Raw genomic sequence first — 15,371 nt, forward strand, 5'->3', positions numbered from 1 at the left:
GGGCATTTACCATAAAGAAAACGAAGTTAAGTGATCCGCCTATTGAAAAATCTCTTGTAGGATCAAATCCTCTTTCATAAATTCAAGCGCTTTTTCTTGATATGAAGCATCATGGAGAAACGTATAGCGATTCGGCTTGATACTTGGTGCCATTTTGATTGCCTCGATATATTCATCTTTTTGTAAACTCAGTGTTTTGACGTAATCAAAAAATCCAGTTCGTTCAAACACTTTTTTTATGCGAAGGGCACGATGATCTTGGACATTTGCGGTAATATAAGTAGCGATACCAACTTGAATACCGTGCATTTCGGGTTTGGTAGCTATTTTATCTAAAGCATGCGAAATTAAATGTTCTGATCCGCTAATTGGTGAACTATTACCACTAATTGCCGTAGCGATACCGCCCATTGTCGCAGAACTAATTAACTCTTTTAAAAAGATCGGGCTTTTGACGTCAGTCATCGGTGTACGGATAAAGCTGTTGACAGCTTTTTTGCTTAACATTGACGCAAAGGCATTAACATGGCTTGCACCGTTTTTTTCTTCAAACTCCCAGTCGTAAAGTGCAGTAATGTTACTCATTAAATCGCCAATTCCGGCTAAGATAAAGCGCTTTGGAGCGTGTTGAATAATATCTAAATCAGCGATAATGCCAAACGGAACCTTTGCAGGAACCGTTGTTTTTTTACCATCTACGTGAATCGAGCAGTTGGAACTTGCGAAACCGTCATTGGATGCTGAGGTTGGAATGCTAATGAAGGGGCTCCTTCTTGAGTAGGCAATATATTTTCCATAATCAATTATCGAACCTCCGCCCATCGCAACTACAACATCATAGCGGGGCATTGCAAATGCTTTTTTGATTAAATCTTGAATATCGAGATCAGAAGGCATCATGATCGTATCGACTTCAAGAGTTTGTAACGATTTTTCTACATCTTCCTTATAGGTCGCGTATGTGAAATCGTCAAAAATAACTACGACATTTGAAAAGTTATGCTTTCTTAGAATATCTCCTAAGCGGGCGAGTACACCATTATTGATTTCCAAGATCGCCGGAATCGGTACACTTGTTACAGGCGAGAGCATTTAAGAAAGCACTCCTTTTTCACGTAAGTACGTTTCAATTTCTGCAAATGTTTCGACAGCTACAAAAGGAATCTGCTTTTCTTTTAAAATATCTTGCAAAGCATCCTTGGCAAAGGTGACGTCTGCATGTGCAGCGGGATGACTATCTGGTTCACTATCGCCAGCAAAATACACATGTTCATACTGTTCTTTCAATTCTAGTATAACTTTCGATTTATCAATGCCGTAACGCTTTGAGTAATGGCGATGATTTTCATCAATGTTCATCAAGACATTTTTCTCATGAAAATAGCCTTCATTAGAAAACACTTTGACATTATGAATGCCATATTTTTTTAGAATATGGTAGATGTAGTAGTCAGTTCCAGCACTTAGTACAAAGAAGTCGCCGTTACTTTCTTGAACTTTCTTAATGAAGCTTGGGACATGCTCATCAATCGGGATTGAAAGAATGTCAGCGATAATTTGATCTTCATCTTGGTGAATGGACGCGAAAACTTCACTAAGAAAATCAATATCTAACAGTTCTGCTCGTTTCCATTTATCAAATAACTTCTGACCTTCAGGAAAATATTTGTTAATTACTAGCCAATAAAAATCTTGTTTTGATATCGTCCCATCAAAGTCAGAGACAAAAGCCCATTTATTCATTTGTTCAGCTCCTATTCTGTAGTGTAAGCAATTTAGGTGCCTGGCACCTAAATGTATCTATTTAAAGTAGTCTTTTTCTAAGCCTCTAAGGATTTCGATTGATTTTAGGGCAAAAGGAGAACCTTCTGCTTCAAGTTGGCTGAATTCCTTGTCGAGAGCACTTCGTAATGACTCCTCATAGGAAGGTAGCTCGCCTTCATATGGTTTTACGTAGACATTTTGGATGTTTACTTGCTCACGGTGCGCTAACGCGCGACGTTCATGGAAGAAGACACCGTCAACAGTTTTAGGGTTATGGAGATCACCTTGAGTGGGATGATTGATGACGGCTAACACTCGCATGACGTAATTCGCTTCTTTGACCATCGTTATTTCACCTATGTATTTTCCTGTTTTATATATACCTGTAACTAATTGACCAACTTCAAATTGTTGACTCATAGATAATCATCCTTTCAATTTTTCTTGCAAATATCATACCATAGATCGTTTCTTTTTCACTATCTTTAGGGTGTTTACAATTAGGAAACGTCTCCCTTTAGAAAAACTTGTCCATTTAGAGTATAATGAAGAAATTAGAAATTTAAACGTAAGGAGAAAACTCATAAATTATGAAACTTATTTCTTGGAATGTGAATGGACTTAGAGCATGTGTAAAAAAGGGGTTTTTAGATTACTTTCATGAAGTGGATGCTGACATGTTTTGTATCCAAGAGACGAAATTACAAGAAGGTCAAATTGACTTAGAGCTTGAAGGCTATTATCAGTACTGGAATTATGCTGAGAAAAAAGGCTATTCAGGAACAGCTATCTTTTCAAAAATAGAGCCAATAAATGTTCAGTACGGCATCAGCATCGATGAACACGATCAAGAGGGCAGAGTGATAACGTTAGAGTTTGATAACTTCTATTTAGTGAACGTGTATACTCCAAATTCTAAGCGTGATTTAGCGAGGCTTGGATATCGACTCCGCTGGGAAGACGATTTCCGCGATTATTTATTACAGTTGGAAAATGTCAAACCGGTCATCCTTTGTGGGGATTTAAATGTAGCCCATACAGAAATCGACTTGAAAAACCCGAAATCAAATCATGGAAATTCAGGATTTACTGATGAGGAGCGAGGGAAACTTACAGAACTACTTGAAAAAGGATTTGTCGATTCGTTTCGTTATTTATTTCCAGACCGCCAAGACTCATTTACGTGGTGGTCTTACATGAATAAAGTAAGAGAGCGGAATATCGGCTGGAGAATTGATTACTTTATCATTTCAAACCGCTTAAAAGAGCGCATAGCAGCCGCTGATATTCACTGCGATATATTAGGAAGTGACCATTGTCCGGTAGTCGTTGAACTTAAAAAATAATTTTCTGTAAAAAACCTTGAAGAACTACTTTTTTCTTCAAGGTTTTTCGTTTATACTTTAAAGAAGTTTAATTGAGTAGTGGGTTAAAGTGAAAAAGTTTAAGAATATTCAATTTTTTTTAGTTTTTTTTCTAAATACACAAAAATTCCTCTTGTCTACAACCGAAAGTAGTATTAATATGAATTAACAGAAAATTTTTACGATTATAAAAGAACTTTTGAAAAGGGGAGTAAACTATGAGTGCCACTGTAGTTGAAATTGTGAAAGCTTCAAATTTAAAAATAAAACCTGAAGACGACAAATTAGGTTTTGGTAGGTACTTTACTGATCACATGCTTGTCATGGATTATTCAATAGAAACAGGTTGGACTCATCCGCGAATTACTCCATATGAGCCGATTTCGTTAGACCCGGCAGCTGTAATTTTCCATTATGGCCAAACGGCATTTGAAGGTATGAAAGCTTACCGGACAAATGACAATCGAATTTTATTATTTAGACCAGAGAAAAATTTCAGTAGATTAAATGCTTCGTGTGAGCGGTTAAGTATGCCGGCAATAAATGAAGAAGAGGTTCTGGAATACGTAAAACAGCTAATTAGTGTTGATCAAGATTGGGTGCCAACTTCTGAAGGGACGTCGTTGTACATCCGCCCGTTTATTATTGCAACTGAATCATTTCTCGGCTTAGCAGCTTCTAAACAATATAAACTTGTAGTCATTCTTTCGCCAGTAGGCTCATATTATTCGAACGGTATTTTGCCTGTTAGTATTAAGGTTGAAGAACATTATACGAGAGCAGTTCGCGGTGGAACAGGTATGGCAAAAACGGCAGGTAACTACTGCGCAACATTTAATGCGCAAACTAAAGCAATAAATGAAGGCTTTTCACAAGTGTTGTGGTTAGATGCAATCGAGAAAAAGTATGTTGAAGAAGTAGGAACGAGCAATGTGTTCTTCAAAGTGAATGGCGAAGTAATTACACCTGAATTAAGCGGCAGTATTTTACCAGGAATTACAAGAATGTCAGTCATTGAAATGCTAAGAAGTTGGGCTATACCGGTCACCGAAAGAAAGATTTCTATCGAAGAAATTTATCAATACTACGCTGATGGACTTCTTGAGGAAGTGTTTAGTACTGGAACCGCAGCTGTCATTTCGCCTATCGGAGAATTAGAATGGCAAGGGCAAAAAATTATCATTAATGATAAAATAATTGGCAATGTCTCACAGAAATTGTACGATACGCTGACTGGTATTCAAACGGGAAAAATTGCTGACACCTATAGCTGGACAACCGAAGTGAAATAGTAAGAGAAAAGTGGAAAGCATTTTGTTGCAAATATCGATTGTTTCCTATATTTTAAAAAGAGCAGCTTGGAATGTTTGCCAAGCTGCTTCTACGTGTACTTTTATTGTATAATCTAAAGGTGCTTACTTATGCAAAAAGAGTGACATGTACTAATAATCTTAATGAAGAAACTATCATCTATGGATGTTCATCAACTATGAAAGAAGGGGTTATGCTGTCTCGAACACTTACGTTTAGTTTACTAGTTTTCGTGATGTTTATCTGGGGATTGAACGTTGTTGCCATTAAATACCTTGTTACTGAATTGCCGCCCTTAGCGATGCAAGGGACGCGAATTTTTATTGCAGGGATGTTTGCAATTACGGTTCTTTATTTTCTGAGGGACTTACGGAAACTGACGAGAACCGAATGGTTTTATGCGTTTTTAGCAGCGCTCTTTGGGCAAGTGGGTCATCATACGTTACTCGCGATGGGATTAGTTCAAACGACTGCAACAAAGGCGGGGCTAATCCTTGGGTTAATCCCACTAGCGACGGTTATTTTCTCGATGATATTCCTTCGTGACCGCCCGACCTTTGTTAGAGTTGTTGGGATCTTTCTCGGGTTTATGGGAGTCGCGATTGTTATTTTCCAAAAAGGTGAGGGGTTAAGTTCGGTTTCAAGGGGCGATCTATTAATCTTTATTTCAATGATTTCACAAGCATTTAGCTTTATCCTAATTAAAAAGGTCACGACGACGTTATCTTCAAGACAGTTAACTGCTGTTATGCTATTAATTGGTTCTGTTTTTATTCTTATAAGTAGTTTTGCTTTTGAACCTGGTAATGTCAGTGAAATGACTGGGAAATCAGCCACTGTATGGGCGGTATTTTTTACATCGGCGATCCTAGCAACTGGATTAGGGCATATCCTTTATAACGCGGCGATTCAACAAATTGGTGCTGGAGAAACGGCAGTTTTTAATAACCTTGTTCCATTTTTTGCGATCGTTGGAGCTTTTTTATTTTTAGGGGAAGCGATTCGCTTCATGCAAGTCTTCGGCTTTATCCTCATTGTGATTGGTGTCTTACTCGGAACTGGTTATTTAGAAATGAAAATGATCAACCGTATAAAACAAAGAAAACTATTAAAAACAGGTTAGGTGGTGTTAGTTTTGAAAAACCTAATAGAAGAACAAAATGGCATTTTTCCTGCTGTTTGTTCGCTTGATTGTCCTGATCAATGTGGTTTATTACTCCATAAAAAGGATGGAAAAATTGTAAAAATTCAAGGTGATCCCAATCATCCTGTGACGAAAGGCAACATCTGTAACAAAGTTCGTCATATGACAGAGCGTATTTACGATCCGAAACGGCTAAAATACCCTTTAAAACGAGTCGGTGCTAAAGGCGAAGGGAAGTTCGAGCGAATTACTTGGGAAGAAGCAATGAACACCATCTACTCGAACTGGACAAAACTAATTGAAACTGAGGGACCTGAAAGCATTTTGCCATATAGCTTCTATGGAAATATGGGAAAATTAAATTCTGAAGGAATGGATCGTCGCTTTTTTCATCGCTTAGGTGCTTGTCTCCTTGATCGGACGATTTGTTCGTCAGCAGGCTCAACAGGATATCGCTATACAATGGGTGGTAGCTTTGGCACAGATCCTGAGGAAACAATTGATACAAAGCTATTTATTTTCTGGGGCGTTAATGCCGTAAGTACAAACATGCATCAAGTAGCGATCGCCGAGAAGGCGCGAAAAAATGGCGCTAAAATTATTGTCATTGATGTTCATAAAAACCAAACAGGACGTTGGGCAGATTGGTTCATTCCCATTTTACCGGGAACGGATAGTGCACTAGCGCTTGGATTAATGCATATTCTTTTTGCTGAAAATATGGTAGATGAAAGTTTCTTAGAAAACTATACAGTAGGTTATGAGGAATTAAGGGGACATGTAAAAAAATATGATCCAGAAACTGTTTCAGCGATTACTGGGGTTTCTATAGACGATATTTATAGTCTGGCAAGAATGTATGGAAAAACAACGCCAGCCTTTATTCGTATCGGTAATGGTATGCAGCACCATGATAATGGTGGGATGTGTGTTAGAACCGTTGCTTGTTTACCAGCCATCACTGGTCAATGGCTTGTCAAAGGTGGTGGGGCGATTAAAGGGAATGGTGGCTTCTTAGCCCACAATAGTCATGCTTTAGAGCGCCCTGATTTACTTGAAAATAAAAATACCCGCGTCATTAACATGAATTTAATTGGGAAAGCATTACAACAGTCAAAGAAACCAATCCGGTCGATGTTCGTCTACAATTGCAATCCGGCACTAGTCGCTCCTGAAGGAAATAAAGTGAGAGAAGGATTGCTTCGTGAAGATCTATTCCTTGTTGTCCATGACTTATTTTTAACGGAAACAGCAATGTATGCAGATCTCGTCCTACCTGCAACATCTTCATTTGAAAACTTAGATTTTTATGCTTCGTACTGGCATCACTACTTGCAAATTCAAGAGCCTGTTATTGAATCGTATGGTGAGAGTAAAGCGAATACAGAAGTGTTTCGCATGCTTGCAAGCGCGTTTGGCTTTGAAGAAGAGTGTCTTTATGACAGTGATGAACAGTTAATTCGCCAAGCGTTAAATCATCCTGAAAACAAATGGATAGAAGGAATTGATTTCGAAACCTTGCTAGACAAAAAGTACATCAAAGCAAACCGAAAGCCACTTGCTGCTGAACCATTAAAAACAACGAGTGGAAAAATAGAGCTTTATTCTAAAACGCTAGAAAAGTTAGGATTGCCAGCACTACCGACATATACCCCTTTAGTAAAGGATAATGATCATCCATTTTTATTTATTCCAGCCCCCAATCACAATTTCTTAAACTCTACCTTTTCCAACAATGAGAAACATATTTCATTGGAAAAAGTGGCTCGTCTTCATATAAATAAGGACGATGCCTATAAGCTTGGAATTGAGGATGGAGAAAAAGTAAAGGTTTGGAATGAACGTGGGGAATGTGAACTTGTTGCTGCTGTTGGTGATAATGTACTTGAAGGTGTTGTCGTCACACAAGGATTATGGGCGGATTTACCGGAAACAAAATACTTTGTCAATGCTTTAACTCCAGACCGTGTCGCCGATATGGGTGGTGGGGCAACCTTCTTTTCCGGTCGCGTCAGTGTCGAAAAGCTCTAGACAAAATATTTGTGTTGATATTTGGAAAATTTTATATAATATATAAATTAAGAAGGAAGTTATGATTGTTATAATCATAGCTTTTTTTTCTATATAAATTATAAGGAGACCGTTATATGACACTGGAAAATCGTAAAACGATTTTTAAAAGCGAGCTAAAGCAGCTTAAAGAACATAGTTACATAGATCAAGAGGAGTATACAAAAGTTGCGGATGCTTACGATCAATATTTTGAGTTAATGATGGAAAAGAAAGTAGCAGAAGAAAATCGTTTGGTTGAACAAAGGAAAGCAAGGCAAGAAGAAGTCAAACGAATCGCCGAGGAACGAAAAGAACAACTGAGAATAAAAAAGGAAGCGAAAAAACTTACTCCTGAACAGGTGAGAGAGCGGAACATTAGTTTGGCACTAATTGCAGGGGTTGTTCTCCTCTTATTAGGTGGGTTAGTCCTTGCTACGAGTAGCTGGGAAAAAATGAATCATTTAATGAAAGTATTTTCAATCGCTTTTGTCTCGCTCTTATTTTTTGGAATTAGCTATGTGGCACGCAAATATTTGAAAATTGATAAAACGGCTTTCGCCTTTTTAACATTAGCTAGTTTACTTATCCCAGTTACATTTATCGGGATCGGCTATTTTCAACTGTTTGGAGAATGGCTTTCACTTTTCGGTGGAGGACGGCATGTGTTAGGCGTGATTGCGACGCTTACCTGTTTGCCACTTTACGCGTGGATTGCTTATCAAAGTAAAAACCGGTTATTCGTATGGTTATCGTTTTTAACACTAACTGCGCTGAGTGGCTTTGTTTTAGCGGCAAGCTTATTGCCGATCGATTTCTTCTATTTAGGTATTATTATTTATAACGGTTTATTATTAGCTGGATATCATTACTTAAAGGACAACAACAAATATGCAATGTTTGTCCGAGAGTTGCCGTTATTTTCACAAGCAAACTTGGTCGTTAGCACATTGCTAATGCTCGTTTTTTTCCAAAGTTATGTTATTTACAGTGTTAACATTCTGCTTACGGCAATTATTTATCTTTCAGTTGTATTTGTTTATAACAAAAAAGAGTTTCATTATGTATTTACGTTGCTTTTGGTGTATGGGATGTATCAATTACTAGAGCACTCATTTTTACAGCCTTTAAACTATATCGGTTTTGCACTCATTGGTATTTTTTATTTAATCCTTGAAGATCGTCTAAACGATGGTTCCTTAAAGAAAGTTTTTAAATACACGAGTGCGATTATTTCAGCACTTGCATTTGTTTATATAAGCTTTGAAGGGCTACTTCTGCGCTACGATGAAAATTCAGTTGTTTTATTAGTTGCTTATCTAATGATTTCGCTAAATTACATCTATTTGGCGTTTATTACGAAAAGACGTGTATTTCAGTTTTTAGCCCCAATTTTCTTAGTCGTCTCGGGCTATCAATCTTGGAATTTACTTTCAGGAGTGTTCTCTTTTGATCTAAAAGGGCTATATATCGTTGAATTGTATATGTTTGCTGTTGGTGTCGTGATGTTTTTGTTGTTATATGTTAGAAACAGCCATAAATATCTAGTACCTATTAAACATACTAGCTTCTATGTTTCAGTGGCAACAATGGCTCTATCAATAATGTCTAGCTATTTTGGAGGCAAGGATCTTGAGTTGTCGTTTCTACTTATTGTTTTTGGGGTCATATTAATGATCATTAACGCGACCCACGATAAAGCAAGTTATCAAAAGACAGCGGCTTGGATGTTTCCAATTTCATGGTTGTTAGCATTTCATAGTATCTACGCAAGCTTTGTTTATTCGGATTTTTACACAAATGAAGTAGGGGTGATTGGTCATTTTGCCTTAAGTTCATTACTACTTTTGGCGATAAGCTTTGGTTTTAGAAGGTATCGAAACATGTTATTTATTCCTATCTATTCGATTGCGATGATCGGCTATTCGATTGCCCTACTTAATTGTTTTACTGCAGAAATGATGCCAGTCTTCAAATCTAGTTTTTATTTGCTAGGAATTGCTTTATACATTGTTTTAGTTTACATCACAAAAATTAAGCAATTTTGGACGCTTGTGGCGATTACGACCGCAATGTTTTTCTTATCGTTTATTGAACCACTTAAAATAATGGATACTAATAGTGTTCTGTTTCTAGTGTTGTTCCTCGTACCTGTTATTTTGCTATTCATTTATGAATTTATTGGCAGGAAAATTGCTGATCTAAAACCGTATTTTTTCTGGACGGCGCATAGTTTCTTAATCGTTTTTTTGATCTTGGCATTAGTTATTACGATGGAAACAACAAGTAACCCATTAGCATTTTTAATCCCATTGTTGATCTACGCCTATAGTGTGCAAAGACAAGAAAAAGAGTGGGCAGTTAAGTTGTTTTTATATGCGGGTTTAACAATGATCCCAGTAAATATCCTTTTAGTGAGCGACTATTTTAACTTTAATATTGATTTTGCGGAAGGCTTAGCGGCTTCAGTGTTAGCCATGGCAATACTGTTTGGACTGACTAATGATAAGTGGAAATTTAGGATTGATTTATACGCTCTGCCATTTGCGATGATTACCTTATTTAGCTTTTTGACTTTTCAAATCAGTCTAGTTGACTTAAGTATTGTACTGCTAACAGCTGCATTTATCATCTATTTATTATTTAGGAGGAGCTGGGATTTGCTAGCGATTATACCGCTTTTCTTTGCTAGCGTTACGTTCTTGGATTTTTTTGATGGATTAGAAAAGTCGATAAATATTAGTGCGATTATTATCGCAATTTTGTTCTTACATCTCATCGGGAAGTTTTCCTATCAATATTTATTTTCCAATGATCAGGATACGAAGAAAACTCAAGTGGATTGGTTTACAATCATAACAGCAATGTTTCTAATTGAATTAAATGACGCTATCTTTTATACAGACCCTCTATGGATGAGGCTAATTCCGTCGTTACTATTGATTTATCTACTATTTATGCAAATCAATAGAGTAAAAGAGGCAGTGGTAAAAAACGTGATGGTTTCTCTTACAGCTGCCGCGACATTATTACCATATTACTTAATCGTAAATTACTTTAACGTACCAACAATTGTTGCGATGGAAGTAAGGATGCTGCCGTTTATTGTCTTGACGATTTTCTTAAGCAAAAAAGCATGGAACAATTATGCCCATGTAATGAGGAACATTCAAACAATTGTGCTTGTGATCGTAACCGTATTTATCGTTGGCGATGCAATTCAAAGTAACACGATTTATGACGCAATCATTGTTGGCGGATTATCGTTAATTTCAATTATCGCTGGGATGCATTACCGGATTAAGTCGTATTTTATCGTTGGTATCGCTGTTTTGCTCGTCAATGTCTTCTTACAAACAAGACCATTCTGGGGTAATTTACCTTGGTGGATGTATTTAATTATTGGTGGTGCTACATTAATTGGCTTTGCGTCATTTTACGAATGGCAAAAGCAACGACCGACTCGTGAAGGAAAGACGTTATTTCAAGAGAAGAAAGAGAAATTTATAAAGTCGTTTAAGGATTGGCAGTAGAGGAGTTGCATAAAGGTTTTTTTGTCGACATTTTTCTTAGATGACCTTTTGAGCTATGCCTCTTAATAGCAACTAATAAAACTGTGCCGCGAAAGAACTAGTCAGTCACTTTTCTTCAAGGGTTGAGGGAAAAGTGAGAAAGTTCGAAGTTTTGTAAATCCTTAGGTTTAACAGTTGGTATTTTATGTTAGAATTATAGAAAAACACTGAAAGTAGGTGTGCACTATGGAAGTAAGAGTTTTAGAGCCAACGGACGCAAAAGATTATCAGTTGCTTAGATTAGAGGCATTGCAAACGAATCCGGAAGCTTTTGTAGCTAGCTACGAAGAAGAAAAGGATTATCCGCTTGAGCATTATGAAAACAGATTTTGTTCGGAGTATTCTGTATTCTTTGGTGCCTTTGACAATGGTCAACTCGTTGGTGTCGTCTCTTTAGTCAAAGAAACGAAGCAAAAGTTAAAGCATCGAGCCAATATTTTTGCGATGTATATTACTCCTAGTGCACGTGGTCTTGGAATTGGCAGAAAGTTAATGATCGCAGCTATTGAAAACGCACTGAACTCAGAAGGGATTGAACAGGTTTATTTGTCAGTCGTAACGACGAATAAGGCTGGAAGAAACTTATATTTAAATCTAGGTTTTGAAATCTACGGAAGAGATTATCGTGCCATAAAGATAGGAAATCGTTATTTTGACGAAGATCATATGGTTCTGTTTTTGTAATGTCAGACATTCAAGTGGATTCCGTCTACAAATATCTTTTAGGTTAATAAAGATAGTGTCCTTTGCCACGAATATAAAGAGATAAGTAAAAAACCTTAGCGATTCAAAAGGCTAAGGTTTTTTTATGTGTTTATGAAAAGCCTAATGTACTTCACAAACATTAACTTCCGATTGGTAAGCGAATAGTTACGGTCGTACCCGCTGAAGTTGTTTCAATGTGAAGTTGACCTTTATGAGAATTGATTATATCTGATGCAATTGAAATTCCTAAGCCGTTACCATCATCCTTTGAAGAATATAAAGGCTTTCCTACTTTATTTAAGTCATTTAAAGCAATACCTTGACCATTGTCGCTAATTTCAATACAAACGACTTGCTTTGACTCTGAAAAACTTCGAACTTGAATCGTACCGTTTTTATTTTTTGTAGCCTCAATACTATTTTTAATGAAATTTTCAAATACACGTTGGATCTGGCTTTTATCTACCTTAAGTTCAGGTAATGTCTCTAAAATTAACGAGATGGATACATTGTATTTATCAGCTTCCGGTTTTAATGATGAAGTAGCTTCGACAAGAGAAGTTGCTAAAGGAATCTTCTCCATCATTGGATAAGCAGGCTTTGTCGTAAGTAAAAATGAATGGATATTTTCCTCCATTGTTGCTAGCTCATCTAAAATGACTTGCTTATGCTGTTGGAACTTTGGTTCTTCGAGTAAATACTGGATAAAACCTTTAACTGTTTGCATTGGGTTACGAACTTGGTCGGCTAAATCAGCAGCTAATGTGCTGATGATTGATTTTGCATGCATTCTAAGCTTGTCTTCCTCTGGTGAATAGGCGAAGCCTGATTGATTTACAATATAAGTATAAATCGTGGCTAACAATACCATATTTTCAAGTTCTGTTTCAGTAAAACTATAAGGGTCAGGGTCTGAAGCACATAGAGTCCCTAATAAAGTGTTATCTATGATAATAGGAACAGCCAAATGAGACCCGATTTTTAAGTCGTGAATGACGTTTTGTTTGTTTACTCGTTCATCTAGATGGGTGTTATTAATGATTAGCGGCTCACGACCGCTAGTTGAAGTGATTTCTTTTCAAAGAGTTTCACTAAATGAGTATTCTCCGCCTTCTTCTACTTTACTCCCGTTGTTATTTAAGACTTTTAAAATCGTATATTTGTCATTATTTAGCATACTTATAAAAAACGTTCTTGTACCAATTAGCCGATTAGCTAATTCGAGGATGGTCACTGTCAATTGATCCAAATTAATGTTCATCTAATTTTCTCCTTCCATGGAATACCATCGATTATACAGATTATTAGTCGCTTTGTAATACAATGTGTTGATTTACCATATTTTTAGTTGGTGCTTCGACATTTGAAGAAGAATGTATTTTTATAAAAACCCCGTTAATGGTTAAATATGTTAGACTATGAGTGGTCTTTGCAAGTTGTTGTTTTATTGTTAGAAACGTAAGGGTAACAGAAACTTATATATGGTAAGGAGGTAAGATAATGTTAGAAAATCAAGTTATCATTATCACAGGTGGCACGAGAGGTATTGGCGAAGGTATCGTAAAACTTTTATTAAATGAGGGAGTTAAAACGATCGTTTTAGCGAAAAGTGAAGACTCAATTGAAAAACTAAAAAATGGTTTTGCTAGTTTTGGAGACTTAGATACTTACCAATGTGATATTACTTCAAGTGAGCAAGTTTCAAAGGTGATTAATTCAATTTTTGAAAAATATGGGCGAATTGATACACTAGTAAATAATGCTGGTGTTGGGGTTTGGAAGCCAGTTGAAGAAATGACTGAGGAAGATTGGGATTGTCAATTAAATACGAATTTGAAGGGTGCCTTCCTTTGTAGCCAATCCGTTTATAAAATTATGATGCAAGGGCAAGGTGGACAAATAGTAAACATTGCTTCAGATCTCGCCTATAATACAGCTGAAAAAGCCTCTGCCTATTGCGCGAGTAAATGGGGACTTTTAGGGTTGTCGCATACGATGAATAAAGAAGGCAAGAAATACGGAATTCGTGTGACAACAGTATCTCCAGGTCTTGTCCAAACCGACTTTGGTGGTGTGCTAGCTTCGAAAAAAACCACAGGCTTAACCGTGGAAACTGTAGCTGAGCAAATTATCACTGTAATTAAAGCTGGAAAAGATGCAGGCGCCATTGATGTGATTATTAGACCTTAGGAAAGGAACTTGTGAAATAAAATACTTAAAAGTAACAAAAAGGGAATTGAGGGATTTAGTTAGTGACTTTTATGATAACCTAGCAGAAGAGTACCATCTCATATTCGAAGATTGGCATAATGCAATATCTTGGCAACTAAAACAAATTATACCTTGATTGGGGGCTAAAAATTGAGTAATGAAATACCGGATAAAAATCTATTTATGATGTGTAATTCATTGATTTTAAGCGCTACAAGCAAATTACCAAAAGGGTATCATGTGCGTTTTTGTAGAGAAGATGAGTTAGATACATGGAAAGCCATGCAATTTGACACAGCAGAATTAGCAAGGGAATATTATGGCTTTATGTCAAATTACTATAATCAGGTCTATCATAAAAAGGGGAATCTATTTTTTCAAAGGTGTGTATTTGTCTGTGATGATAATGATAGGCCAATCGGAACCTGTTTTTTATGGAAATCGTATGATGAGATATGGACACTACACTGGTTTAAAGTTTTGAATGAATATGAAGGAAATGGTATTGGGCGAGCATTACTATCATATGTAATGGAATCCTTACCCCAAAAAGAATACCCAGTGTTTTTACATACTCATCCTTCTAGTTATCGAGCAATAAAACTCTATTCTGATATAGGTTTCAAACTTTTGAAAGATCCAGCTATAGGAAGTAGGCAAAATGATTTGGAAGAATGTATCCCTATTTTAGAAAGTTACATGTCTAATTCAGATTTTGAGAAATTACAGTTTACAAAAGCACCACAATATTTCCTCAATGTGGTCAGTTCTTCAAAAGTTGAAGAGTTTTAATAGTTGAGTAGAAATAAGTAGAAATTGGCTGTGGAGGACCTAGTTACTTTTAATCCAGGTCACAGAGGAAAGTCAGCTAACGAATAATGGCGAGTTTATAGATAATATAGGTTTTGTTTTTTTGAAATATGATTTTGTACTAAAAAATAATAGTAAACAAGACTTAGAGGTTAGTAGCGATTTACAACAGGCGAAAATAATAAAATCATTACGTTAACTATTGAACCCAACGCCAATTTAAAAAGAATGCAATAATTGAAATAAATCTGTTTGGTTCTTTTAATATCTTCTGTTACACTCCTCTAACCTAAATATAAAGTTATTGTACACATTAAATCGTATGTTAAATAGTGCGCTAATTCCCAATCATAAAATCAAATAACTTTACATTAAACCTTGATATATCAACGAAAAAAAGAGGTGCGAATTAGCGTGCTAATTCCACCTCTAAAAGATGTG

13 protein-coding genes are annotated in these 15,371 nt (G+C 36.5%); 8 read left to right on the plus strand and 5 right to left on the minus strand.

Going from position 1 to position 15,371, the window contains the following annotated elements; genetic code table 11:
* Positions 1 to 39 precede the first annotated feature (39 nt).
* Genes ACK4M9_RS05545 through kapB form a run of 3 tightly spaced genes read right to left on the minus strand, consistent with a single transcriptional unit; the run spans position 40 to position 2,184 of the window.
* Positions 40 to 1,092, minus strand: a complete 1,053-nt coding sequence (locus ACK4M9_RS05545; RefSeq protein ID WP_409848599.1) for an iron-containing alcohol dehydrogenase family protein — start codon at positions 1,090 to 1,092, stop codon at positions 40 to 42.
* Positions 1,093 to 1,743, minus strand: coding sequence for an MtnX-like HAD-IB family phosphatase (locus ACK4M9_RS05550; protein ID WP_409848600.1), 651 nt, complete (start codon positions 1,741 to 1,743; stop codon positions 1,093 to 1,095).
* A gap of 57 nt (positions 1,744 to 1,800) precedes the next feature.
* Positions 1,801 to 2,184 carry a kinase-associated lipoprotein KapB gene (kapB, locus tag ACK4M9_RS05555; protein WP_409848601.1) on the minus strand — a complete coding sequence of 128 codons (384 nt, stop codon included), beginning with the start codon at positions 2,182 to 2,184 and terminating at the stop codon, positions 1,801 to 1,803.
* A gap of 170 nt (positions 2,185 to 2,354) precedes the next feature.
* On the opposite strand from kapB, the gene ACK4M9_RS05560 reads away from it, so the two are divergent.
* The 6 genes from ACK4M9_RS05560 (at position 2,355) to ACK4M9_RS05585 (ending at position 11,888) form a co-directional block, all read left to right on the plus strand.
* Entirely contained in the window at positions 2,355 to 3,110 is a 756-nt protein-coding gene (locus ACK4M9_RS05560) for an exodeoxyribonuclease III (protein WP_409848602.1), read from the plus strand.
* 236 nt (positions 3,111 to 3,346) lie between these two features.
* Positions 3,347 to 4,420, plus strand: a complete 1,074-nt coding sequence (locus tag ACK4M9_RS05565) for a branched-chain amino acid aminotransferase (RefSeq protein ID WP_409848603.1) — start codon at positions 3,347 to 3,349, stop codon at positions 4,418 to 4,420.
* Positions 4,421 to 4,617: 197 nt separating this feature from the next.
* On the plus strand, positions 4,618 to 5,562 hold the full coding sequence (locus ACK4M9_RS05570) for a DMT family transporter (protein ID WP_409848604.1): 945 nt from the start codon (positions 4,618 to 4,620) through the stop codon (positions 5,560 to 5,562).
* Between the two features lie 12 nt (positions 5,563 to 5,574).
* Positions 5,575 to 7,614, plus strand: a complete 2,040-nt coding sequence (locus tag ACK4M9_RS05575) for a molybdopterin oxidoreductase family protein (protein WP_409848605.1) — start codon at positions 5,575 to 5,577, stop codon at positions 7,612 to 7,614.
* A gap of 116 nt (positions 7,615 to 7,730) precedes the next feature.
* Positions 7,731 to 11,165 (plus strand): hypothetical protein, encoded by a 3,435-nt coding sequence (locus ACK4M9_RS05580; protein ID WP_409848606.1) that lies wholly within the window; start codon positions 7,731 to 7,733, stop codon positions 11,163 to 11,165.
* A 225-nt stretch (positions 11,166 to 11,390) separates the two neighbouring features.
* Complete coding sequence (locus tag ACK4M9_RS05585) at positions 11,391 to 11,888, plus strand: GNAT family N-acetyltransferase (RefSeq protein WP_409848607.1); 498 nt, start codon at positions 11,391 to 11,393, stop codon at positions 11,886 to 11,888.
* 160 nt (positions 11,889 to 12,048) lie between these two features.
* Here the strand turns inward: ACK4M9_RS05585 and ACK4M9_RS05590 are convergent, their stop codons facing one another.
* Together ACK4M9_RS05590 and ACK4M9_RS05595 are read right to left on the minus strand one after the other, a co-directional pair.
* Entirely contained in the window at positions 12,049 to 12,981 is a 933-nt protein-coding gene (locus tag ACK4M9_RS05590) for an ATP-binding protein (RefSeq protein WP_409848725.1), read from the minus strand.
* A 6-nt stretch (positions 12,982 to 12,987) separates the two neighbouring features.
* Positions 12,988 to 13,170 (minus strand): hypothetical protein, encoded by a 183-nt coding sequence (locus ACK4M9_RS05595; RefSeq protein WP_409848608.1) that lies wholly within the window; start codon positions 13,168 to 13,170, stop codon positions 12,988 to 12,990.
* 239 nt (positions 13,171 to 13,409) lie between these two features.
* Between ACK4M9_RS05595 and ACK4M9_RS05600 the strand changes: the two genes are divergently transcribed.
* Entirely contained in the window at positions 13,410 to 14,099 is a 690-nt protein-coding gene (locus ACK4M9_RS05600) for an SDR family oxidoreductase (protein ID WP_409848609.1), read from the plus strand.
* Between the two features lie 171 nt (positions 14,100 to 14,270).
* The gene (locus ACK4M9_RS05605; RefSeq protein ID WP_409848610.1) at positions 14,271 to 14,912 is read left to right on the plus strand and encodes a GNAT family N-acetyltransferase; all 642 of its coding nucleotides are present in this window, start codon (positions 14,271 to 14,273) and stop codon (positions 14,910 to 14,912) included.
* The last annotated feature ends 459 nt before the right edge of the window (positions 14,913 to 15,371 follow it).

The sequence above is a fragment of the Anaerobacillus sp. genome (assembly GCF_046314235.1).
In the GTDB taxonomy this organism is placed as follows: Bacteria; Bacillota; Bacilli; order Bacillales; family Anaerobacillaceae; genus Anaerobacillus.

Excerpts from the sequence above, each read along its gene's own strand:
- ACK4M9_RS05545 (WP_409848599.1), bottom strand. The coding sequence starts at position 1,092 with ATGCTCTCGCCTGTAACAAGTGTACCGATTCCGGCGATCTTGGAAATC.
- ACK4M9_RS05550 (WP_409848600.1), bottom strand. The coding sequence starts at position 1,743 with ATGAATAAATGGGCTTTTGTCTCTGACTTTGATGGGACGATATCAAAA.
- kapB (WP_409848601.1), bottom strand. The coding sequence starts at position 2,184 with ATGAGTCAACAATTTGAAGTTGGTCAATTAGTTACAGGTATATATAAA.
- ACK4M9_RS05560 (WP_409848602.1), top strand. The coding sequence starts at position 2,355 with ATGAAACTTATTTCTTGGAATGTGAATGGACTTAGAGCATGTGTAAAA.
- ACK4M9_RS05565 (WP_409848603.1), top strand. The coding sequence starts at position 3,347 with ATGAGTGCCACTGTAGTTGAAATTGTGAAAGCTTCAAATTTAAAAATA.
- ACK4M9_RS05570 (WP_409848604.1), top strand. The coding sequence starts at position 4,618 with ATGAAAGAAGGGGTTATGCTGTCTCGAACACTTACGTTTAGTTTACTA.
- ACK4M9_RS05580 (WP_409848606.1), top strand. The coding sequence starts at position 7,731 with ATGACACTGGAAAATCGTAAAACGATTTTTAAAAGCGAGCTAAAGCAG.
- ACK4M9_RS05585 (WP_409848607.1), top strand. The coding sequence starts at position 11,391 with ATGGAAGTAAGAGTTTTAGAGCCAACGGACGCAAAAGATTATCAGTTG.
- ACK4M9_RS05595 (WP_409848608.1), bottom strand. The coding sequence starts at position 13,170 with ATGAACATTAATTTGGATCAATTGACAGTGACCATCCTCGAATTAGCT.
- ACK4M9_RS05600 (WP_409848609.1), top strand. The coding sequence starts at position 13,410 with ATGTTAGAAAATCAAGTTATCATTATCACAGGTGGCACGAGAGGTATT.